The sequence below is a fragment of the Aeribacillus sp. FSL K6-1305 genome (assembly GCF_038050115.1).
GTDB classification, from domain to species: Bacteria; Bacillota; Bacilli; order Bacillales; family Aeribacillaceae; genus Aeribacillus; species Aeribacillus composti.
In genome coordinates, this window is record NZ_JBBOQV010000002.1 from 1338768 (window position 1) to 1361168 (window position 22401).

Sequence of the window (22401 nt, forward strand, 5' to 3'; positions counted from 1 at the left end):
GAGAGCAACTATATGATCCTGCCTGATTATATTCCCTTCATATTTTGATCCCTTTTTTTATGTTGATTTACCTTTTATTTTTCCCTTGATTGAAAAATCCCAAAATAATAGACGTGAAATCAACAAGTAAACAATATACATTTCAAACCTTAGCTATAAATAAAATATTCAAAACAAAAAAAACAAAAATAAAAAAATATATTCAATAATAAACAATCATATGTTATATTTAAAATAAATAAAAACAAAAATGGAGGTCAACAGATGGTCAAAAGTTTGTGGGATTCAGAAAAAGCTAAGAAATTGTCGGAAGGTTTAGAACAGTTAGTCTACCGTTCCAATTTAATCGGAGCTGATCGCGCTGTATGCAACTGGGGCGGAGGCAACACTTCAATGAAAACAATTGAAAGCGATTTCCGCGGCCGTGAAATTGAAGTCATGTGGGTAAAAGGAAGCGGTTCAGATTTAGCGACAATGAAAGCGCACAATTTTACAGGACTTAAATTGGACGATATCCGCCCGCTTATAGAACGAGATGAAATGTCCGACGAAGAAATGGTAGCTTATTTATCTCATTGCATGATTGATCACAAGCATCCACGCCCTTCGATTGAAACTTTGCTGCACGCATTTCTTCCGTTCAAGCATGTTGATCACACGCATCCTGATGCGATTATCAGCATTTGCTGTGCGGACAACGGAAAGCAAATTGCTGAGGAGATTTACGGCAACCGATTTGTTTGGGTGCCTTACGTGCGTCCTGGATTTACGCTTTCCAAAATGATTGCTGAAGGCGTGAAAAACAACCCGAATGCAGAGTTAGTGTTGATGGAAAAACACGGCTTAGTCACATGGGGCGATACTTCAGAGGAATGCTATGCAAAAACGATTTCTATTATTAATGAAGCAGAAAACTATATAAAAGAGCGAATCGATGAAGAAAAAGCATTTGGCGGATTAAAATATAAAGCCCTTTCCAAAGATGAAAGAAAAGAAATCCTAGCGGAAATACTGCCAGTTATTCGTGGTGCTGTAAGCGATGAAAGAAAAATGATTTTAACTTGGGATGACGGAGAGGATGTTCTTCAGTTTGTTAACAGTCGAAACGCAAAAGAACTTTCTCAAATAGGCGCAGCATGCCCTGATCATTTAGTTCACACGAAGCGGGTTCCTTTATACATCGAATGGGATCCGCAAACAGAAAATAAAGAGCAATTAAAGGAAAAAATAAAAGAAGGAGTTTCCAATTATAAAAAAGACTACAAAGCTTATTTTGAGCGGAACAAAAACGAAGGGGACAAAATGTTTGAAGCTGCCCCTAGAGTAATCTTAATTCCTGGTATTGGAATGGTGAATACAGGGAAAAACGAAAAAATGTCAAGGATCAGCGGAGCTCTTTATCATCGCGCCATCGCTGTCATGAAAGGGACAGATGCGCTCGGGAAGTTCGTCTCATTAAACGAAAATGAGTCTTATAATGTAGAATATTGGCCGCTTGAGCTCTACAAATTAACGCTTGCTCCGCCAGAAGCAGAATTTTCGCGCAAAGTGGCTTTTGTCACAGGCGGTGCAGGAGGAATTGGCAGTGCGACGTGCCGACGTCTAGCCAGCGAAGGCGCACATGTTGTTATCGCTGATTTAAACATCGAAGGAGCAGAGGAAAAAGCTAAAGAAATTAACGAAAAATATGGCGAAAATCGTGCAATTGCCGTCAAAATGGACGTAACAAAAGAGGAAGAAGTGCAAGCTGCCTTTAAAGAAGCTGCCCTTGCCTTCGGCGGAGTCGATATTATTGTCAACAACGCTGGACTTGCTACATCCAGTCCGTTCGATGAAACAACTTTGCAAGAATGGAATTTAAATATGAACGTTCTTGGTACAGGATACTTTTTAGTAGCTCGCGAAGCGTTTAAACAAATGAAGAAGCAAGGTATTGGCGGGAATATGGTATTTGTTGGCTCGAAAAATTCAATTTATGCTGGAAAGAATGCGGCTGCTTACAGTGCTGCAAAGGCGCTTGAAACTCATTTGGCAAGATGTATTGCTGCTGAAGGCGGCCAATACGGAATACGTGTAAACTCCGTTCTTCCGGATGCCGTTCTTCAAGGCTCTGCAATATGGGATTCCAAGTGGCGTGAAGAGCGTGCAAGAGCTTATGGAATTTCACCGGATGAATTAGAAGATTATTATAAAAAACGAACAACATTATTAGTAAATGTGTATCCTGAAGACATTGCAGAGGCGATTGCATTTTTTGCATCTTCTAAAGCTGAAAAAACAACAGGATGCATGATCACAGTTGACGGAGGTGTTCCAGCGGCATTTACTAGATAATCTTTCGACAATACAAAAGAGCAATAGCCTATTGGCCATTGCTCTTCATGAAAATTCTCCACATAACAGTTATCGGTTATTATAACGAATTCGTGAATAAGAAAGATTTAATCATTGCAGCAGGTCATCCCCCTTCAACAACGTACGGAGACTTAACCATCAGGAGGCTTCCGGAAAGCGGAAAAGGGCATAAAAACCTTTTCCGCTTTAAAAGATAATAGATGCGCTGTGAGAAAACTGCTTTGAGCCTGATGCGCTAAAAATATTGGTGACAATGATTTAATGATTCATTTTATAATGTGGTATATTATTTTCTGGCAGCGCTTGAAATCTTTAGGACATATTGGGGTAATGTGGTATATTATTTTCTGATAACTATTGAAAAACTTTTGAACATATTGGGGGGACGTGCAAGGTGCTTGTAGCCGAAAGACATAGGAAAATAGTTGAAATCGTTAACAAAAAATTAAGTGTACGAGTATCGGAGCTTAGCAAAATGTTTTCAGTCACGGAGGAGACGATACGAAGAGATTTAGAAAAGCTGGAAAAGGAAGGGAGGCTTCTGCGCAGCCACGGGGGAGCGGTCAGCATTGAAAGAGACCAGCAGCTCGAATTGTCCTATTTAGAACGTGAAGTCACAAATGCCAAAGAAAAAAAAGCAATCGCTGCAGAAGCAGTTAAGCTCATACAACCAGGAGACCAGATTGTTTTAGATGCAAGTTCGACGGCATGGTATATGGCAAAGGAACTGCCAAATGTACCACTAACAGTTATAACAAATTCCATTAGAGTAGCAATTGAATTAAGTGTCAAAGATCAAATTAAAGTCATGTCAACCGGCGGAATGCTCTCTTCAAAATCATTATCGTATATTGGTCCTCTCGCAGAACGATCTTTGGAAACATACCATGTCAATAAAGCTTTCCTATCCTGTAAAGGTGTGCATCTTGAAGGCGGACTCAGCGATTCGAATGAATGGCAAGCATTAATAAAAAAGCAAATGATGGAGATAGCAGATAAAACCATTTTACTAGTTGACTCCAGCAAGTTTGGCGTTAGGACGTTCGCTTTAATCAATCATATTGAGAAAGTGGACGAAATTATTACAGATTCCAATATCCATCCAGCATATAAAAAAGAGTTTGAGGGAAAAAACACAAAAATCACAATCGTTCCTTTATCGTAAAAGGGGTCAAATTGTTTCAAAATAAAACAAAAAAAAAAACAAAAAATTTTTTATAATAGCACTCTTTATTTTTTTTGGTATATTTGATAATATAAAAACAAACAAAAATAAACAAAGGTTGTGTAAGCGTTGTTAAAAGGTATTCCAAAGAATCTTTCTCCTGAGCTGTTAAAAATTTTGATGGAAATGGGCCATGGTGACGAAATTGTCATTGCAGACGGGAATTTTCCGGCAGCAAATTTTGCTCAAAGATTGGTTCGAGCTGACGGACATGGTGTTCCTGAGCTGTTGGATTCTATCTTAGATTTGTTTCCGTTGGATACTTTTGTGGATAAACCGGTGGCTCTCATGCAAGTAGTAAACCAAAATGAAAGCAAACCGGCCATTTGGGACGAATATAAAAAACTTCTGGAGAAAAAATGTTCCGAACCATGGGATATAGAATTTATGGAGAGATTCAGCTTTTATGAAAGAGCCAAAAATGCTTATGCAATTATCGCAACGAGCGAGAGTGCGCTTTATGCCAATATCATTTTAAAAAAAGGTGTCATTTCATAATAGATTTCATTGGGAAACTAGTACATTTTCCGTTCAAGATGGAAGCGATAGGATGGTGGAGACAATATGGTGCAAAAATTTATTCTTGCTCATGATCTTGGGACAAGCGGAAATAAATCCACATTAATATCGCCGGACGGTGAAATCATAGCTCATACTACCTATCAATATTCCACCATTTTTTTGAAGCAGCATTGGGTTGAACAAAATCCGAATGATTGGTGGGATGCCGTGGCAAATGCATCAAAACAACTTATTGCAGAAGCAAAAATTGATCCGAAACAAATTGCATGCATTACGTTCAGCGGCCAGATGATGGGGGCTGTCCCAGTCAATCATAAAGGAGAAGCTGTAAGAAATGCAATTATTTGGGCTGATATGCGTTCGGCGCAAAAAACAGAAGCAATTGCAGAAAAGATAGGAATGAAAGAACATTATGAAATTACTGGAAACAGATTATCCCCATCCTATTCTGCAGCAAAAATTAATTGGATTCAAGAAAATGAACCAGCTGTTCATAAAGAAACATTTAAATATTTACAAGCAAAAGATTATATAATTGCTAAACTAACGGGTAAATTTGCCACCGACTATTCTGATGCAAGCGGCACGAATCTATTAAATATTAAAAAGAAAGAGTGGTCGGAAGAATTAATAAAATTATGGCAAATTGATGATGAAAAATTGCCTGAGATTTTGCCTTCAACAGCGGTTGTTGGTGAAGTTCATTCAAAGGCGGCGGAAGAAACAGGTCTGATGCCTGGTACACCTGTTGTAATGGGCGGTGCAGATGGGTGCTGTGCTGCATTAGGTGCAGGTGCGATTGATGAGGGAGATATTTTTAATTACATTGGCTCTTCTTCCTGGATCTCATTTTCGTCATCTCGTCCAGTTTTTGATCAAGAAATGCGGACATTCAATTTTATCCATTTGGATGAAAATAAATATATTCCCATCGGAACGATGCAAGCAGCAGGGACTTCCTTTCAATGGTTAAGAGACATACTGTTTCAAGACGTTTTGAAAACGGATGCAGCGAAGCATATTTATGAAATGATGAATGAAGAAGCTGAAAGCTCACCAATCGGCTCCAATCAATTGATTTTTCTTCCGTATTTAATGGGGGAGCGGTCTCCTTGGTGGAATCCAAACGCAAAAGGCAGTTTCATAGGATTGACGATCAATCATAAACGATCTGATTTGATTCGTGCTGTTTTGGAAGGGATTTCAATGAATTTAAAACTTATTTTCGATGCTCTGCAAGAAAATTATGATCGGCCATTTCAAGACATATGGCTGTTTGGAGGCGGAGCGAAAAGCAGAATATGGCGGCAAATGCTGGCTGATCTTTTCGGTGTTACCATCCGTATACCGAAAATTTTGGATGAAACGACCTCAATGGGCGCTGCGGTTGCAGGCGGTGTAGGAGTAGGCCTTCTGAAAGATTTGACAGCAGCGAAAGCTTGGTGTGTTGAAGCTGAATCATTTGAACCAGATCAACGCAACCATCAATCTTATCAAACAGCTTTGAAAGCGTTTAAACAAGTTTATAAACAAGTGGAGCCGATTTTTAATCAATGGAACGGGATTGAATAAATGTACAAACAATTGTGCGAGAAAGGGGGAAAATCATGGACATTTATTTAGACACCGCAAATGAACAAGAAATAGAATTTGCTTCAAAATATGGCTTTTTAGCAGGGATTACAACAAATCCAAGCATTATTTCAAGAGAAAATAGAGAGTTTCGGCAAATTATTGTGGATATTTCCTCCAAAATTAATGGAGAAGTCTGGTGCCAGGTAACAGGAGAAACAGCTGAAGAAATGATCCTTGAAGGGAGAGAAATGTCCACATGGGGAAAAGATATTGTCATTAAACTCCCGATGACTGAAGAAGGATTATCCGCAGCTTATCAATTGAAACAGGAAGGCATAAAGGTGAATATGACTCTTATTTATACACTGCCTCAAGTTGTATTAGCTGCCAAAGCAGGGGTGGATTTTATAAGCCCTTACATCGGAAGAATGGATGATCATGCGATTGACGGGCTGCAATTTATTAAAGAGGCAAAAGAAATTATTCATCAAATGCATGCGGAAACGAAAGTTATTGGAGCAAGCATCCGAAATCCGCAGGTTGTCGTTGATCTTGCAAAATCAGGCGCAGATGCTGTAACGATGCCATTTTATATTTTTAAGAAAATGTTTGCGTCAGATCTTACAAATATCGGGTTAAAAGGGTTTTTAAATGATTGGAAGCAGTACCAATCCGCGAAAAAATCTGAAAAATCTTATTAATGTAAAAGTGGAACAAAAATTCAGGACGGATAATGACAGTTACGTAAAGTAGGTGATAGGATGTCAGCTCAATTATTAAGAATGGAAGGGATAAGCAAAAGTTTTCCTGGAGTAAAGGCATTATCAAAAGTTCGACTGGATTTAAATTATGGGGAAGTTCTAGCATTAGTTGGCGAAAATGGTGCTGGAAAATCGACTTTAATGAAAATTTTGTCTGGAGTCTATCAAAAAGATGAAGGTGAAATCTACTTAGAAGGCAACAAAGTTGAAATTCCTAATGCGAAAGCAGCACAGGAAATGGGCATTAGCATTATACACCAAGAACTAAATTTAATGCCTGATTTAACGGTTGCCCAAAACATTTTTATTGGCAGGGAGCCTCGCACCGGATTTAATTTCTTTTTGAAGGAAAAGGAATTGAATGAAAAAACAGCAGAGTTGCTTGAGAAACTCAATATTAATTTAAATCCTAAAGAAACAGTATCAGATTTAACAGTGGCAAAGCAGCAGATGGTGGAGATTGTGAAAGCGTTATCTTACAATGCGAAAATTATCGTGATGGACGAACCAACTGCCGCTTTGACGGAATCTGAAATTAAAACATTATTTGATTTAATTGAAAATTTGAAAAACAAAGGTGTTGGCATCATTTATATTTCACACAGAATGGAAGAATTGAAAGTCATTTCTGACCGAATAACAGTCATGCGCGACGGTCAATACATCGACACGTTATATACGAAAGATACAGATATGAAAAAGGTGATTTCGTTAATGGTAGGCCGTCACATCCAGGATGAATCTCGCCCTACAACGACGGTTTCAAAAGAGGCTGAAACAGTCCTGGAAGTGAAAAACTTATCGACCAAAAACTTTTTAGAAAATATCAGCTTTACTTTGAAAAAAGGAGAAATTTTAGGCTTTGCCGGTTTAATGGGAGCTGGACGCACAGAAGTAGCAAGAGCCATTTTCGGTGCTGACAAAATCGATGAAGGGCAAATTTTTATCAATGGAAAAGAAGTGAAAATCAATAAGCCTGAAGATGCAGTAAAGCACGGAATCGCCTATTTGTCTGAGGACAGAAAACGATACGGCTTAATGCTTGAAATGGACGTGAATTCGAATATTTTAATTTCTTCACTGAGCAATTATGTGAATTGGCTGACCTTTGTCAATGACTCAAAAGGATATGTAACATCAGAAGAGTATGTAAAGTCGCTGAAAATTAAAACGCCAAGCATCAAACAGCTAGCGAAGAATTTATCGGGAGGAAACCAGCAAAAAATTGTCATTGCCAAATGGCTTGCTAAAAACTGCGACATTTTAATCTTTGATGAACCTACACGCGGAATTGATGTTGGGGCGAAAACTGAAATATATCAGCTGCTAAATGAACTGGCTCAGCAAGGAAAATCCATTATTATGATTTCTTCCGAATTACCGGAAATATTAAGAATGAGCCATCGAATCATCGTCATGTGTGAAGGAAGAATCACCGGAGAGTTGACAAACGAAGAAGCATCTCAAGAAAAGATTATGGATTATGCAACACGAACTAGATCATAAATTGTAAGTTCGATTGAAGTGTCCTTTATGTCAAAAGGATTTGGAATACAAAACGAGGAGGATCAATATGAGTACAGGAACTGCACCTAACACAGAGACAAAAAAGAGTGGAAATCTATTAAAATCCAATGCACTGCAACAAATATTGGCATTTGCTAGTTTAATTGTACTTATTCTGTTTTTTACCATTTCCTCCGATAACTTTTTAAATTGGACTAATATTACTGGGATATTATTATCAACGACAGTTATCGGAATCATGGCGTTAGGAACTACATTTGTTATTATGACTGGAGGAATTGACCTTTCCATTGGTACAGGAATGACGCTATGTGCTGTTATGACAGGGGTATTTATCGTCTTTTGGGATTTGCCAATTATAGTCGGCATTTTAGGCGGAATTCTGACTGGTGCATTAATGGGATTTATAAGCGGATTCAGTGTTTCAAAATTAAAAATTCCTCCATTTATTGCAACATTGGCGATGATGATGATCGCGAAAGGATTAGCACTTGTTATTTCAGATGCAACTCCAATTTATTTTAGTGATAAACCTAGCTTCAGTGAAATTGCATTAGGTTCAATTATACCAGGATTTAATTTGCCTAACGGTGTCCTAATTTTCATTATTATGGCAATTATTGCAGGAATTTTATTAACGAAATCTATTTTTGGCCGCTTTACAACTTCTATTGGAAGCAATGAAGAAGCGACAAGATTATCCGGTATCAATACGGATAAATGGAAAATCATCATTTACACGGTTGCAGGTGTGTTTACAGGAATAGCAGGAGTTTTAATGGCTTCAAGGCTTAATTCAGCACAGCCTGCTTTGGGAGCCGGGTATGAGTTGGAAGCAATTGCAGCTGTCGTTATCGGAGGGACTTCGTTAAGTGGTGGTAAAGGAACTATTTTAGGAACAGTTATTGGGGCTCTTATTATGAGCGTATTAACAAACGGTTTGAGAATTATGTCAATCCCTCAAGAATGGCAGACAGTTGTTGTTGGATTTGTCATTTTGGTTGCAGTTTATATCGATATTATCCGTCGAGGCAAAAGCAGTTAAATTCCGTTTTTTATCTCTAGTTACAAACTAGAGTTAAAAAATAAAAAAATTATAAGGGGGAAAATTCAGTGAAGAAATGGTTGTTAACTCTATGCGGTATTTTAATGTTGTCGCTCATTTTGTCAGCATGCGGAAGCTCCTCGAAAAACGAGAGCGAAGGAAGCTCTGAATCCGCAGGAGGCGACAGTGGAAAACCCTATATCGCTATTGTTTCTAAAGGATTCCAGCATCAATTCTGGCAAGCTGTTAAAAAAGGTGCTGAACAAGCAGCAAAAGAGTTTGACGTAGAAATTACGTTTGAAGGTCCAGAAAGTGAATCTCAAGTCGACAAACAAATTGAAATGTTAAGAACAGCTATTGATAAAAAGCCGGATGCAATTGGTTTTGCTGCTCTAGACAGCCAAGCATCAATTCCTTTATTAAAAGAAGCGGATGAAAAAGGTATTCCGATTATTGCATTTGACTCAGGGGTTGACAGCGATATTCCTTTGGCAACTGCATCTACAGATAACAAAGCTGCTGCAGCGTTAGCGGCAGACAAAATGGCTGAAAAAATTGGAGGCAAAGGAAAAGTTGCGCTAATTGTTCACGACCAAACAAGTATAACTGGTGTTAACCGCCGAGATGGATTTGTTGAGAGAATAAAAGAAAAATATCCAGATATTGAAATTGTCGACATTCAATATGGCGGCGGTGACCAATTAAAATCTACAGACTTAGCGAAAGCAATCATCCAAGCGCACCCTGACTTAAAAGGGATCTATGGTGCCAACGAAGGTTCAGCTATCGGTGTAATTAATGCAGTAAAAGAAATGAATAAACAAGGCAAAATTGTTGTCATCGGCTTTGACTCTGGTAAACAGCAAATTGAAGCGATTAAAGACGGTACAATGGCAGGAGCCATTACACAAAATCCGGTCGGTATCGGCTATGAAACAGTAAAAGCTGCTGTTCAAGCAATCAATGGCGAGAAAGTAGAAAAGGTTATTGACACAGGATTCTATTGGTATGACAAAACCAATCTTGATAATGAAGAAATTAAATCTGCCATTTACGAATAATAACCTGAAAGCTGGGGATGTATTTTGCAGCCCCAGTTATACAAATACTTGAAGGGGAAAAAGATTAACCAGCTCATAAAAACAGGGTGAAACGAAACTTAAAAATTGTTTTCAAGATGATAAACATATACTAGAGGTGGAATTTAATGTCATCAGTAATCGGAGAACTAAAAAAATATGCACATAAAATTGTAGATGCTGGTTTAGTTGTTGGAGCCGGTGGAAATCTCAGCATGCGTGATGGTGAATACATGTACATTTCACCAAGCGGCTTTGATTTAAAGGAGATTGAAGATGATCAATGGGTTAAAGTAAAAATTGACACTGGAGAAGTTTTTGGAGATTTAAAACCTTCCTCCGAATTGCTCATGCATTTAGAATGCTTTCGGCGAAATCCAGAAATCAATGCAGTGTTGCATGCGCATCCTAGCTACTCTGTTGGAGTCTCTAGTGCAGGGAAAGATATCCCAATGCTTTTCCCCGATTTTCCTGCAATGGTAAAGAAAGTTTCCTACTTAGATTATATTATTCCTACAACCAATCTTTTAGCAGAAGCTGTTGGAGAAGTCATCCATGACAGCGATGTCATTGTGATGAGGAATCATGGGGTGCTCACAGTCGGCAAAACGATGAAAGAAGCATTTTTTTATATGCAATTAACCGAAGAATCAGCCAAAGTATTTACCATCGCTTCAACTGTCGGTACTCCGAGAATTTTAACGGAACAAGAGTGCGAAGATTTACGAAATTTATCATCCGAAAAGTATCGGGCCAGTCTGTTAAAGAAGAAGTCATAAACAGGCTTATTTTACGGGAGTGCGTATGACATGAAAAGAGTACTAGCTTTTGATTTGGGTGCTTCGAATGGTCGATTAATACTCGGAGAATATGAAAATAAAAAATTAAACATAACAGAAATTCACCGTTTTCAAAATAACCCCATCACGATCGGAGATCATTTGCATTGGGATTTAAACTACTTATTTACTGAAATGAAAAAAGGAATAAAAAAATTTGTCGAGGTTTATGGAAAAAGGATCGATGGAATTGGTTTTGATACGTGGGGAGTAGATTTCGGTCTCATTTCCGAGGAAGGAGATCTATTAGAAAACCCGTATTCTTATCGGGATACACATACCGTTCTCTTTATGGATGAAGTCCATGAGAAGATAGATAAGAAAAAACTTTTTCAAATGACTGGCGTAGAGCCAGCTGCCATCAATACGCTTTATCAGCTGTATGCGATTTTGAAAACAAGGCCTGAGCTAATAGAAAAGGCAAAATATATATTAATGACACCGAGTCTGTTCGCCTATTTGTTTACAGGGGAAATCAAAAATGAATTTACAATCTCGTCGACTTCTCAACTATTAAATTGGGAAAAAAAAGATTGGGATGAGACGATTTTAAATAAGCTGTTTGCAGATAAGGTGAATTTTGCACCTCTGGTAGAAACGAATCGCATTTTGGCCAAAACGAAAGCATCTATTAATAAGGAATTAGGGATCGATCCGGCCAATGTCATCGCGGTTCCAGGACACGATACAGCTTGTGCTTTAGGTGCCATGCCGATCCAAAATGATCAAACAAGCTGTTTTATGAGCTGCGGAACATGGGTGCTGATCGGTGTGACGGTTGAAAAGCCGGTTGTTTCAGATGAAGCTTATGAATGGGGCTTCACAAATGAAGGGACATTTGACGGGAAGTTCCGTTTGCAAAAAAACAATACCGGCTTATGGTTTATTCAACAGTGTAAAAAAGAATGGAACGATAATGGCGAAGGCATCTCCTATGAAGAAGAAAGCCGGCTGATAGAAGAAGCAGAACCGTTCCGTTCTTTTATAAATCCAAATGATCCATCGTTTTTTAACCCGCCAAGCATGCTGAAAGCTATTCAAGATTATTGTCAAAAAACTTTACAGCCTATTCCGGAAACGAAAGGGCAATTTTTGAGATGTATATTGGAAAGCTTAGCTTTTCAATACCGTTTCGTGATCGAACGGCTGGAAAATTTAATCCACCATAACATCCGGTCGATTCATATGGGAGGCGGGGGAATACAAAACAAATGGTTTTGTCGATTTATTGCTGGCGCCGCAAAGCGTACCGTTTATGCAGGGCCGGTGGAAGCCAGCGCAATCGGCAATATGCTTTCTCAATTAATTGCCCTTGGAGAAATTGCAGACTTAGAAGAAGCAAGAAAAATTGTTACCAACTCCTTTAGCTTTAAAACATATGAACCCGAAAACTGTGATCATTGGGAAAAACATTATAAATCATTTCTAGCAATCATTAAATAAATAACATACAGGAGGAATGAAAGATGGCAAAAGATCCACGATATGTAGGAAATCTACCAAAGATAGGAATACGCCCGACGATCGACGGCAGAAGAAAAGGAGTTCGTGAATCATTAGAAGAAACAACAATGAACATGGCAAAAGCTGTAGCTAAATTACTGGAGGAAAATGTTTTTTATTATAATGGACAGCCAGTGGAATGTGTGATTGCAGATACATGTATTGGAGGAGTAAAAGAAGCGGCAGAAGCAGCTGAAAAGTTTGCAAGAGAAGGCGTTGGCGTTTCGATTACTGTTACTCCATGCTGGTGCTATGGAACTGAAACAATGGATATGGATCCTCACATTCCGAAAGCAGTTTGGGGATTCAATGGAACAGAAAGACCTGGCGCTGTCTATTTAGCTGCTGTTCTAGCAGGTTATAACCAAAAAGGACTTCCTGCCTTTGGAATTTACGGTAAGGATGTTCAAGATGCAGGAGATACGAATATACCTGAAGATGTAAAAGAGAAGCTCATTCGTTTTGCAAAAGCAGGACTGGCTGTTGCTATGATGAAGGGTAAATCTTATCTCTCCATTGGATCTGTATCAATGGGAATTGCAGGAAGTGTTGTGCAAGAAGACTTTTTCCAAAACTATCTTGGAATGAGAAATGAATATGTTGATATGAGCGAATTCGTGCGCAGAATTGAACTGGAAATTTACGATAAAGAGGAATATGAAAGAGCCTTAAAATGGGTGAAGGAAAACTGTAAAGTTGGTCCGGACAACAATCGCGACGACTTTAAAAGAACAGAAGAGCAGAAGGAAAAAGATTGGGAAATCAGCGTAAAAATGGCTCTTATCGCACGCGACTTAATGGTTGGCAATAAAAAATTAGAAGAAATGGGATATGGAGAAGAAGCTCTAGGAAGAAACGCCATTGTTGCTGGTTTCCAAGGACAGCGTCAATGGACCGACTATTTCCCAAATGGAGATTTTATGGAAACGATTTTAAATTCATCTTTTGACTGGAACGGAAAAAGAGCCCCATATATTTTTGCAACGGAAAATGATAACTTGAACGGCATTTCCATGTTGTTCGGCTACCTTTTAACTAATACGGCGCAAATTTTTGCCGACGTGAGAACTTATTGGAGTCCGGAGGCTGTCAAGCGGGTAACTGGCTATACTCTTGAAGGGAGAGCGGCAAACGGAATCATCCATTTAATTAATTCTGGAGCGGCTGCATTGGATGGAACAGGAGAACAAACAAAAGACGGCAAACCAGTTATTAAACCATACTACGAATTGACAGATGAAGATATTAAAAAATGCTTGGAAGCAACACAATTTAGACCTGCTTCAACTGAATACTTCAGAGGCGGCGGATATTCAACTGACTTTTTAACAAAAGGCGGCATGCCTGTAACGATTTCGCGCTTAAATATTGTTAAAGGGCTGGGTCCTGTTCTGCAAATTGCAGAAGGATATACGGTTGATTTGCCGGAAGAAGTTCATGACGTGCTTGACAAACGGACCGATCCAACTTGGCCTACCACTTGGTTTGTTCCGAATCTAACCGGAGAAGGTGCATTTAAAGATGTTTACTCGGTTATGAATAACTGGGGAGCCAACCATTGTTCCATCAGCTATGGTCATATTGGAGCCGATTTAATCACGCTGGCATCCATTCTTCGCATTCCGGTAAATATGCACAATGTACCTGAGGAAAAAATATTCAGACCAGATGCTTGGAGCATGTTTGGAACAAAAGATCTTGAAGGCGCTGATTACAGAGCATGTAAAAACTTTGGGCCGATCTATAAATAACAAGTAACAAAGGAACGGGATGCTTATGAAAAAATACGCAATCGGAGTAGATTTTGGGACTGAATCTGGAAGAGTTGTCTTAGTAGATGTTGCAACTGGTGAGGTTGCTGGTACTCATTCCACACAATATAAACATGGAGTCATAACGGAAACTCTTCCTCATAAGCAGGTGAAGCTGAAAAACAGTACAGCTCTTCAGCACCCGCAAGATTATTTAGATGTGCTGGAAACGTCCATCCCGAGAGTATTAGAGGATTCCGGGGTGAGCAAAGATGATATCGTCGGCATAGGAATTGATTTTACATCCTGTACAATTCTGCCTGTCGATGAACGATTAACACCATTATGTTTTCAGGAAAAATGGAAAGATGAGCCGCATGCATGGGTAAAATTATGGAAACATCATGCAGCGCAGCCAGAAGCAGATACAATTAATCAATTAGCAAGCGAGTCGAATGAAGAATGGTTAAAGCGTTATGGTGGAAAAATTTCGTCAGAATGGATGCTGCCGAAAATATTAGAAATTATACATGATCGTGAGGAGCTCTATCATGAAGCGGCATTGTTCCTTGAAGCAGCTGATTGGCTGACGTCGCTGATGGTCGGTGAAGTGAAACGAAATAGCTGTTCTGCCGGCTATAAAGGAATGTGGCATAAACAGGAAGGCTATGTAAGAAAAGAATTTTTAAAAAGACTTCATCCATTGATGGAAAATATTTATGAAACAAAACTGTCGGGTGAAGTGGTTCCGATCGGCAGCAAGGCTGGCGAGCTGACGGAAGAGTTTGCAGCAAAAATTGGACTAAAACCAAAAACACCGGTTGCCATTGGAATTATAGATGCTCATGCTGCTGTTCCAGGTGCAGGAGTTACCGCACCTGGAAGCATGGTTATGGTTATGGGAACCTCCACCTGTCATATGCTGTTAAGCACAAAAGAAGAGTTTGTCGAAGGAATCAGCGGAGTCGTCGAAGATGGAATAATCCCTGGCTACTACGGATATGAGGCAGGCCAGGCTGCTGTTGGCGACATTTTTGCATGGTTTGTCAAAGAGCTTGTGCCGGGTTATGTCGAAAGAGAAGCGGAGGCCAAAAATCTATCCATTCATCAATATTTGGAGCAAAAAGCCAGCACATTGCCTCCAGGATCAAAAGGATTGCTGGCATTGGATTGGCATAATGGAAATAGAACTCCGTTAGTTGATGCCAATTTGTCAGGTTTATTAGTCGGTCTTACGCTGAATACAAAACCTGAAGAAATTTACCGTGCATTAATTGAATCAACAGCATTCGGGACACGCTTGATCATTGAAAGCTTTGAGAATGCAGGAATCGAAATTAATGAATTGGTTGCATGCGGCGGACTGCCTCATCAAAATGAAATGCTCATGCAAATATATGCAGATGTAACGGCAAGACCAATCAAGATCGCATCTAACAAAATCACATCAGCCATCGGAGCTGCAATGTTCGGAGCTGTTGCTGCAGGATCAAAACTAGGTGGATACGATACGATCGAAGAAGCAGCAGCAAATATGGCCAAATTAAAAGACAAAGTTTTTTATCCGAAACAGGATCACGTAGAAAAATATAATTTGTATTATGAAGAGTATAAAAAATTGGTAAACTATTTCGGCCGCGGAACGAACAATGTGATGAAAAAAATAAAAAATTAATACAAAATACGGGGGTGTCTAATAAGTCGCTTTTACGGCTTATTGATGCCCCCTTTAATGTTTTGAAACGTTGATATATCGATGTTTATGATTTTTTGCTTTCAATGGGGCCTGATTTTATGGAGGCTTCTTTTTTTATTTTGCACTGGCGCACAAAACTACTGATGCTAAATGTTTTAATAGAATCAAAGCTTGATGCAAAATGGCGATTATGTTTCTATTAAATCAATATAATAATTAGTTTGGTCAAATTCACTCTTTTTGTTTATAGGTTTCAAATTATATCCATTTTATTTTACTTCAATCATCACGGCATCTCCCTGACCGCTTCCAGAACAGATCGCTGCGATTCCAATCCCTCCTCCGCGACGGCGTAATTCGTACGCTAGTGTCAAAAGAATACGCGCGCCGCTTGCGCCGATTGGGTGACCAAGGGCAACAGCACCGCCATTTACATTCACTTTTTCCGGATCGATTCCCGCAATTTTTATACTAGCGAGTGCAACTACTGCGAATGCTTCATTAATTTCGAACAAGTCGATATCATCGACAGATTTCCCCGTCTTTTTCAATAGCTCAAGAATGACAAGGCCCGGTGTTATTGGAAAATTTTCTGCTTCAACCGCAACTTCTGCATGGCCAATGATGGTTGCAAGAACGTTTTTACCTTCTCTTTTTGCCCGTTCATCGCTCATCAGTACAAGCGCTGCTGCCCCATCATTAATTCCAGGTGCGTTGCCGGCTGTAATCGTTCCATCTTTGTCAAATACAGGAGGTAATGTTGCCAGAATCTCTTTCGTTGTGTCTTTTCGCGGTGATTCATCTTTATAAACGACAAGCGGGCTGCCTTTACGCTGCGGAATTTCAACCGCTGCAATCTCTTCTGCCATCTTGCCTTCTTCGATTGCTGCAATTGCTCTTTTATGGCTTCTCACAGCCCAATTGTCCTGTTCTTCACGCGATATTTCATACTCTTTCGCAATTTTGTTTCCGTACGTCCCCATATGAACACCAGTAAAACTGCATGACAGGCCATCATGAATCATTAAATCAACCATCTGTGCATTACCCATTCTTAACCCCCATCTTGCGTTCTTCAATGCATATGGAGCGTTTGACATTGACTCCATGCCGCCTGCCAAAATGATTTCTTCGTCGCCTGCCCGAATGATTTGATCAGCCATTGTTACACTGCGAAGACCGGATGCACAAACTTTATTCACTGTTTCTGTTTTAATGCTCCAAGGAATACCTGCTTCACGTGCTGCCTGGCGCGACGGGATCTGTCCCTGTCCAGCCTGAAGAACATTTCCGAAAATGACTTCATTCACATCTTCAGGCTTTACTTCTGCTCGCATTAAAGCCTCTTTCATCGAAATACCGCCAAGCTGTGATGCTGTTAATTGAGCAAGCGATCCGTTAAATTTTCCAATCGGGGTACGCGCTCCTTCTAAAATAACTGTCTTTACCATTTAATTCACCTCCGAAAGTTCAGGAGAAACTGTGAATTTTGCCTCTGTTTTTGCTATCACTTCATCAACTGAAACACCATCCATTGTTTCAATCAGCACCATCCCTTGATCTGTAAAGTCAAACACGGCTAAATCGGTAATCAATCGATGGACGACGCCTTTTCCAGTAAGTGGAAGTGTACATTCTTTCTTCACTTTCGATTCCCCGCTCTTGTTCAAATGTTCCATAATGACGATGACGCGTTTCGCACCGTTTACAAGATCCATTGCTCCGCCCATACCTTTGACCATTTTTCCTGGAATCATCCAATTGGCTAAATCGCCGTTCTCTGAAACTTCCATACCTCCTAAAATAGCAAGATCAATATGTCCTCCACGAACCATTGCAAATGATTCGGCACTGTCAAAAAATGAAGCGCCGAGCACTGTAGTAATCGTTTCTTTACCAGCGTTAATCAAATCGGGATCTTCCTCCCCTTCAACCGGATAAGGTCCAATGCCAAGCAGCCCATTTTCTGAATGTAATAAGATGTTGAAATTGGACGGAATCTCATTGGCAATAAGTGTTGGCATTCCGATGCCAAGATTGACAATCATTCCGTTTTCAATTTCCTTTACCGCACGCTTAACAATCTTTAATCGATTGTTAGACATCCTGATCACTCCTTCTTTTATTTAGTAACCACTGTTCTCCGCTCAATGCGTTTTTCATAATTCGTTCCTACCAGTAAGCGTTGAACATAAATACATGGTGTGTGAATTTCGTCCGGATCAAGTTCACCAGGTTCAACAATTTGTTCCACTTCCGCTATGGTGATTTTACCTGCCATTGCGGCAAGCGGATTAAAATTTCGCGCTGTTTTCCGATACACAAGATTCCCATAAGTATCAGCCTTCCACGCTTTTACAAAAGCAAAATCTGCAACGATGGCTTCCTCTAGCAAATATGTTTTTCCGTTGAACTCTCTTTCTTCTTTTCCTTTTGCGATCGGCGTTCCGACACCTGTTGCGGTATAAAAAGCCGGAATTCCTGCTCCGCCTGCTCTCATTCGTTCTGCAAGAGTACCTTGTGGAATAAGTTCTACTTCTAAATCGCCGCTTAAAAATTGCTGTTCAAAAATTTTATTTTCCCCGACGTAGGAAGCGACCATTTTTTTGATTTGTTTATTTTTGAGTAGAAGACCAAGTCCCCAATCATCGACACCACAATTGTTGCTGTAAATAGTCAAATTCTTTGTCCCCTTGTCACGTAAAGCTTGAATAGTCTTTTCTGGAATTCCGCACAACCCAAATCCGCCTACAACAATGGATGCACCGTCTTGAATGTCTGAAACCGCTTCCGAAAATGAATTCATGATTTTGTTCATGAAACATCTCCTCCTTTCTTTGTCTTATGTAAGAGTTTACATTCCCATTATCTATAAGTAAAATAGATAAAAAGAATACAATTTATTCCAATATTGAATAAATAAGGGGGGAGTATGGTGGAATTTCGTGATATTCAATCTTTCATTGATGTTGCCAATCATAACAGCTTTACAAAGGCTGCTGAATATTCCTACTTATCACAGCCTTCATTGAGCAAAGCCGTTAAAAAGCTTGAAGCTGAGCTGCATGTTGAACTGATCGAAAGGTCAACTCGTCATCTCCGTTTGACAGATGCAGGTCAAATTGTATATCAGCAAGGAAAAAAATTGATTGAAACGTTGGAAGAAATGAAAATGTTATTAGATGAACTTTCTAATCTTGCGACCGGAGAGATTAAGATGGGGGTTCCGCCGCTCATTGGAACTTTGTTTTTTCCTTCTATTGCTAGAATGTTTCATCAAAACTATCCGAATGTGAAACTTGAACTTATAGAGCTTGGGGCAAAGGTCATCGAACAATTAGTGGAAGAAGGAGAGATTGACATTGGCATAGTTGTACTGCCTATAGACGAATCCGTTTTTCATATTCATCCGTTTATTACAGAAGAATTTGTCTTGTTTATTCATCGCGACCACCCAATTGCACAAAAACAAACAGTTTCAGTACATGAATTAAAAGATGAACCGTTTATATTGTTTTCGAAAAACTTCAAACTCCACGATTACATCATCAACACATGTAAAAATGCAGGATTTACTCCAATTGTTTCATATGAAAGCTCGCAATGGGATTTAATTCTTGAGCTTGTTTCATCAAAACTAGGTATTACTTTAATGCCGAAAATGATTTTTCATAAACAGAACAGCCCCAACATCACGATTGTTCCGCTTAAAGATCCGCCTCTTCTTTGGAGACTCGGCATCATTACGAGAAAAGGCAGATATCACTCATTTGCTTTAAAAAAATTGCTGGAAATGCTTAAAGAAAATCCATTATGATTTTTCAAACGTATTTATCGTTTCGATAATGGGGACTTTCATCAAAGTATCAACTGTTTCCGGTGAAAATTTGAGAACATTCAAACTTGTTTTTTACTTAGAAACAAAATGAAACTACAGTTACTGTTCATCAAATTTTCCATCATAAAATTAGGACGGTACAATAGTGGCTTTGTCATTCAAGTCGTCTTTGTTGTCCCTTGGAAAATTCCTTGTCGTTATTTTTATGTTTACTAGACTAAAAGATGGTCTATTTTTTTACAAAAAATCTCTTGATCGAGCTTAAGCTGTCTGTCGAATAGTATGGAGCAAGCAACAAAATTCTATTGGCGAATTGCAACAAATTCTTTTTTAGCTGTATTGTTGTACGAAAAAATTGTAGCGAAACAGTGTAGCGATTCGCTACAATTCATCATTCTCTTTCACCATTCTCTAATTTTCGAAAGCCTTTTCTCTTCTTAATTTTTTGATAATTTTTAATATTGGCACGAATGTTGCAAAGTAAAAAGCGAAAACAAAATCAATTTTTGAAAAAAGAAAGGAGAGAAATGGATGGAAGCAGTAACAACTCGCAATGCACAAATACTTGCTATCGATGCAGGGGGAACGATGACAGATACCTTCATTATTGACGACAATGGTGAATTTGTCGTCGGAAAAGCACAATCCACACCTGAAGATGAATCAATTGGTCTTCTCAACTCTGCAAGGGATGCACTAACTTACTGGAACACAACAGTAGAAGAAGAATTTCCTAAATTGCTTGCGGGTGTCTACTCCGGAACAGCGATGCTGAATCGTCTCGTGTCAAGGAAAGGACGCCGCGTCGGTCTGATCGTTAATAAAGGGATGGAGGATTTCCATCGAATGGGCCGGGCGATCCAGGCTTACCTAGGATATTCTTATTCAGACCGTTTACACTTGAATACTCATCGTTACGATCCTCCACTTGTACCGAGAGAATTGACAAGAGGCGTAACAGAAAGAGTCGATTTATTTGGAAACGTTGTCATTCCACTTTATGAACATGAAGTGGAACCAGCAGTATTGGACCTTCTGGAACAGGATGTCGAAGCAATTGTGATCAGTTTGCTTCATTCTTACAAATATCCGCAGCATGAACGAAAAATTAGGGATATTGCAAAGGAAGTCATGAAGAAAGTCGGAAAAGAAGTGCCTGTGTTTGCATCGGTTGATTATTACCCTGTTAGAAAAGAGTCTCACCGCACAAATACAACCATTATTGAAGCATATGCAGCAGACCCGTCTCGGGAGACATTGTCGAAAATTGATAACATGTTAAGAAATCACGGGGCAAAATTTGATCTTCGGGTCATGGCCAGCCACGGTGGAACGATAAGTACGCGTGCAAATGAACTGGCAAGAACGCTCGTTTCAGGTCCGATTGGGGGAGTAGTTGGCGCGAAATATCTTGGTGAACAACTTGGTATTCGCAATATTGCATGCTCGGATATCGGCGGAACAAGTTTTGATATGGCTCTTATTACTCAAGGGGATTTGAGTATTAATACAAGCCCAGATATGGCAAGGCTTGTACTATCATTACCGCTTGTTTCCATGGATACTGTTGGAGCTGGGGCCGGCAGCTTTGTGCGAGTGGATCCGAACTTCAAATCATTAACACTTGGACCGGACAGCGCAGGTTCGAGAGTCGGCGTTTGTTATCCGGAGGGCGGCATAGAAACGGTAACAGTAACCGACTGCCACGTGGTTCTTGGACTAATCAACCCGGATAATTTCCTTGGCGGCGAGGTTAAGCTATATCCGGAAAGAGCTTATGAAGCATTGAAGAAGCAGGTCGCCGATCCGCTCGGATTATCTGTTGAAGACGCAGCATACGGTGTTATCGATCTGCTTGAGTCGCAACTGCGCAATTACCTTGAATCTATGATCCTTGGAAAAGGGTATTCGCCATCTCAATATGTATGCTTCTCTTATGGAGGCGGCGGTCCGCTTCATACTGCCGGCTACACAAAAGGTCTTGGCTTTGAAGATGTTCTAGTACCGGCGTGGGCAGCTGGATTTTCTGCTTTTGGCTGCGGTGCGGCAGACTTTGAATACCGCTATGATAAAACACTTGATATCAATGTAAACAACGGAGATGAAGACAGCAGTAAGCTGAAGGCAGGTAAAGAATTGCAGGATGCTTGGGATGAACTAATCGAAAAAGTGGAAGCTGAATTTGAGAAAAATAACTTTAAACGACAAGATGTGAGTTTCCGTCTTTATTTCCGCATGCAGTACCAAGGTCAGTTAAACGACCTTGAAATTGAATCGCCGATTCAAAAGTTTAAGGATATTAACGACTGGGAAGAGCTTGTCAAAGCATTCGAAGAAACGTATGCGAGAATTTATGCAAAAGCGGCCAAATCGCCTGAACTCGGTTACAGCATCACAGGAGCAATCGTACGCGGTATTGTTGAAGTGGCAAAGCCGAAAATTCCTGAGGAGCCTTTATCTGGAGAAACTCCGCCGTCAGAAGCGTTTCTTGGCCAGCGTGATGTGTATTGGAAGGGCGAGTGGATCAAAGCAAACATTTGGGAAATGGAAAAATTGAAGCCAGGGAACAAAATCGGTGCATTTTCAATTTTAGAATCTCCAGCCACAACGTTTGTGATTCCGCCTGGTTTTGAAACATATCTTGATGAGCATCGCATTTTCCACTTAAAAGAACTTTAAGGAAAA

Annotated in this window: 17 protein-coding genes; 14 read left to right on the forward strand and 3 right to left on the reverse strand. The window is 39.7% G+C overall.

The window, feature by feature from the left end; genetic code table 11:
- Positions 1-264: 264 nt before the first annotated feature.
- From NST97_RS16300 to NST97_RS16355, 12 genes are all read left to right on the forward strand, one after another.
- Complete coding sequence (locus NST97_RS16300; RefSeq protein WP_341343475.1) at positions 265-2334, forward strand: bifunctional aldolase/short-chain dehydrogenase; 2070 nt, start codon at positions 265-267, stop codon at positions 2332-2334.
- 415 nt (positions 2335-2749) lie between these two features.
- On the forward strand, positions 2750-3520 hold the full coding sequence (locus tag NST97_RS16305; protein WP_066246791.1) for a DeoR/GlpR family DNA-binding transcription regulator: 771 nt from the start codon (positions 2750-2752) through the stop codon (positions 3518-3520).
- Positions 3521-3649: 129 nt separating this feature from the next.
- On the forward strand, positions 3650-4078 hold the full coding sequence (locus tag NST97_RS16310; RefSeq protein ID WP_063389250.1) for an RbsD/FucU family protein: 429 nt from the start codon (positions 3650-3652) through the stop codon (positions 4076-4078).
- A 66-nt stretch (positions 4079-4144) separates the two neighbouring features.
- Positions 4145-5674: a xylulokinase gene (xylB, locus tag NST97_RS16315; RefSeq protein ID WP_341343476.1), complete on the forward strand. Its 1530-nt coding sequence runs from the start codon at positions 4145-4147 to the stop codon at positions 5672-5674.
- Positions 5675-5709: 35 nt separating this feature from the next.
- A complete protein-coding gene (locus NST97_RS16320; RefSeq protein ID WP_066246789.1) occupies positions 5710-6378 on the forward strand; it encodes a transaldolase family protein in 669 nt (222 codons plus the stop codon).
- A gap of 60 nt (positions 6379-6438) precedes the next feature.
- On the forward strand, positions 6439-7944 hold the full coding sequence (locus NST97_RS16325) for a sugar ABC transporter ATP-binding protein (protein WP_063389248.1): 1506 nt from the start codon (positions 6439-6441) through the stop codon (positions 7942-7944).
- Between the two features lie 67 nt (positions 7945-8011).
- Positions 8012-9010: an ABC transporter permease gene (locus NST97_RS16330; RefSeq protein ID WP_063389247.1), complete on the forward strand. Its 999-nt coding sequence runs from the start codon at positions 8012-8014 to the stop codon at positions 9008-9010.
- 104 nt (positions 9011-9114) lie between these two features.
- On the forward strand, positions 9115-10071 hold the full coding sequence (locus NST97_RS16335) for an ABC transporter substrate-binding protein (protein ID WP_066246995.1): 957 nt from the start codon (positions 9115-9117) through the stop codon (positions 10069-10071).
- 146 nt (positions 10072-10217) lie between these two features.
- Positions 10218-10868, forward strand: a complete 651-nt coding sequence (locus tag NST97_RS16340; protein ID WP_339194297.1) for a class II aldolase/adducin family protein — start codon at positions 10218-10220, stop codon at positions 10866-10868.
- Positions 10869-10898: 30 nt separating this feature from the next.
- Positions 10899-12371 carry a rhamnulokinase gene (locus NST97_RS16345; RefSeq protein ID WP_311066879.1) on the forward strand — a complete coding sequence of 491 codons (1473 nt, stop codon included), beginning with the start codon at positions 10899-10901 and terminating at the stop codon, positions 12369-12371.
- A 23-nt stretch (positions 12372-12394) separates the two neighbouring features.
- Complete coding sequence (locus NST97_RS16350; RefSeq protein WP_094245159.1) at positions 12395-14182, forward strand: L-fucose isomerase; 1788 nt, start codon at positions 12395-12397, stop codon at positions 14180-14182.
- A 25-nt stretch (positions 14183-14207) separates the two neighbouring features.
- The gene (locus NST97_RS16355) at positions 14208-15857 is read left to right on the forward strand and encodes a ribulokinase (protein WP_341343477.1); all 1650 of its coding nucleotides are present in this window, start codon (positions 14208-14210) and stop codon (positions 15855-15857) included.
- A 290-nt stretch (positions 15858-16147) separates the two neighbouring features.
- Here the strand turns inward: NST97_RS16355 and NST97_RS16360 are convergent, their stop codons facing one another.
- From NST97_RS16360 to NST97_RS16370, 3 genes are read right to left on the reverse strand one after another with little or no spacing between them, the layout of a single operon-like run.
- Positions 16148-17329, reverse strand: coding sequence for an acetyl-CoA C-acetyltransferase (locus NST97_RS16360; RefSeq protein ID WP_327848459.1), 1182 nt, complete (start codon positions 17327-17329; stop codon positions 16148-16150).
- Positions 17330-17983 carry a CoA transferase subunit B gene (locus NST97_RS16365; RefSeq protein ID WP_063389241.1) on the reverse strand — a complete coding sequence of 218 codons (654 nt, stop codon included), beginning with the start codon at positions 17981-17983 and terminating at the stop codon, positions 17330-17332. It abuts the gene before it with no gap.
- Between the two features lie 17 nt (positions 17984-18000).
- Positions 18001-18696, reverse strand: coding sequence for a CoA transferase subunit A (locus NST97_RS16370; protein ID WP_094245162.1), 696 nt, complete (start codon positions 18694-18696; stop codon positions 18001-18003).
- Between the two features lie 117 nt (positions 18697-18813).
- On the opposite strand from NST97_RS16370, the gene NST97_RS16375 reads away from it, so the two are divergent.
- On the forward strand, positions 18814-19695 hold the full coding sequence (locus tag NST97_RS16375) for a LysR family transcriptional regulator (protein ID WP_341343478.1): 882 nt from the start codon (positions 18814-18816) through the stop codon (positions 19693-19695).
- Between the two features lie 552 nt (positions 19696-20247).
- Complete coding sequence (locus NST97_RS16380; protein WP_341343479.1) at positions 20248-22395, forward strand: hydantoinase/oxoprolinase family protein; 2148 nt, start codon at positions 20248-20250, stop codon at positions 22393-22395.
- Positions 22396-22401: the final 6 nt, after the last annotated feature.

Bases quoted from the DNA above. Each gene is read 5' to 3' on its own strand.
- NST97_RS16355 (WP_341343477.1), top strand. From the start codon at position 14,208: ATGAAAAAATACGCAATCGGAGTAGATTTTGGGACTGAATCTGGAAGA.
- NST97_RS16340 (WP_339194297.1), top strand. From the start codon at position 10,218: ATGTCATCAGTAATCGGAGAACTAAAAAAATATGCACATAAAATTGTA.
- NST97_RS16345 (WP_311066879.1), top strand. From the start codon at position 10,899: ATGAAAAGAGTACTAGCTTTTGATTTGGGTGCTTCGAATGGTCGATTA.
- NST97_RS16320 (WP_066246789.1), top strand. From the start codon at position 5,710: ATGGACATTTATTTAGACACCGCAAATGAACAAGAAATAGAATTTGCT.
- xylB (WP_341343476.1), top strand. From the start codon at position 4,145: ATGGTGCAAAAATTTATTCTTGCTCATGATCTTGGGACAAGCGGAAAT.
- NST97_RS16370 (WP_094245162.1), bottom strand. From the start codon at position 18,696: ATGAACAAAATCATGAATTCATTTTCGGAAGCGGTTTCAGACATTCAA.
- NST97_RS16330 (WP_063389247.1), top strand. From the start codon at position 8,012: ATGAGTACAGGAACTGCACCTAACACAGAGACAAAAAAGAGTGGAAAT.
- NST97_RS16360 (WP_327848459.1), bottom strand. From the start codon at position 17,329: ATGGTAAAGACAGTTATTTTAGAAGGAGCGCGTACCCCGATTGGAAAA.
- NST97_RS16380 (WP_341343479.1), top strand. From the start codon at position 20,248: ATGGAAGCAGTAACAACTCGCAATGCACAAATACTTGCTATCGATGCA.
- NST97_RS16300 (WP_341343475.1), top strand. From the start codon at position 265: ATGGTCAAAAGTTTGTGGGATTCAGAAAAAGCTAAGAAATTGTCGGAA.
- NST97_RS16365 (WP_063389241.1), bottom strand. From the start codon at position 17,983: ATGTCTAACAATCGATTAAAGATTGTTAAGCGTGCGGTAAAGGAAATT.
- NST97_RS16325 (WP_063389248.1), top strand. From the start codon at position 6,439: ATGTCAGCTCAATTATTAAGAATGGAAGGGATAAGCAAAAGTTTTCCT.
- NST97_RS16335 (WP_066246995.1), top strand. From the start codon at position 9,115: ATGTTGTCGCTCATTTTGTCAGCATGCGGAAGCTCCTCGAAAAACGAG.
- NST97_RS16350 (WP_094245159.1), top strand. From the start codon at position 12,395: ATGGCAAAAGATCCACGATATGTAGGAAATCTACCAAAGATAGGAATA.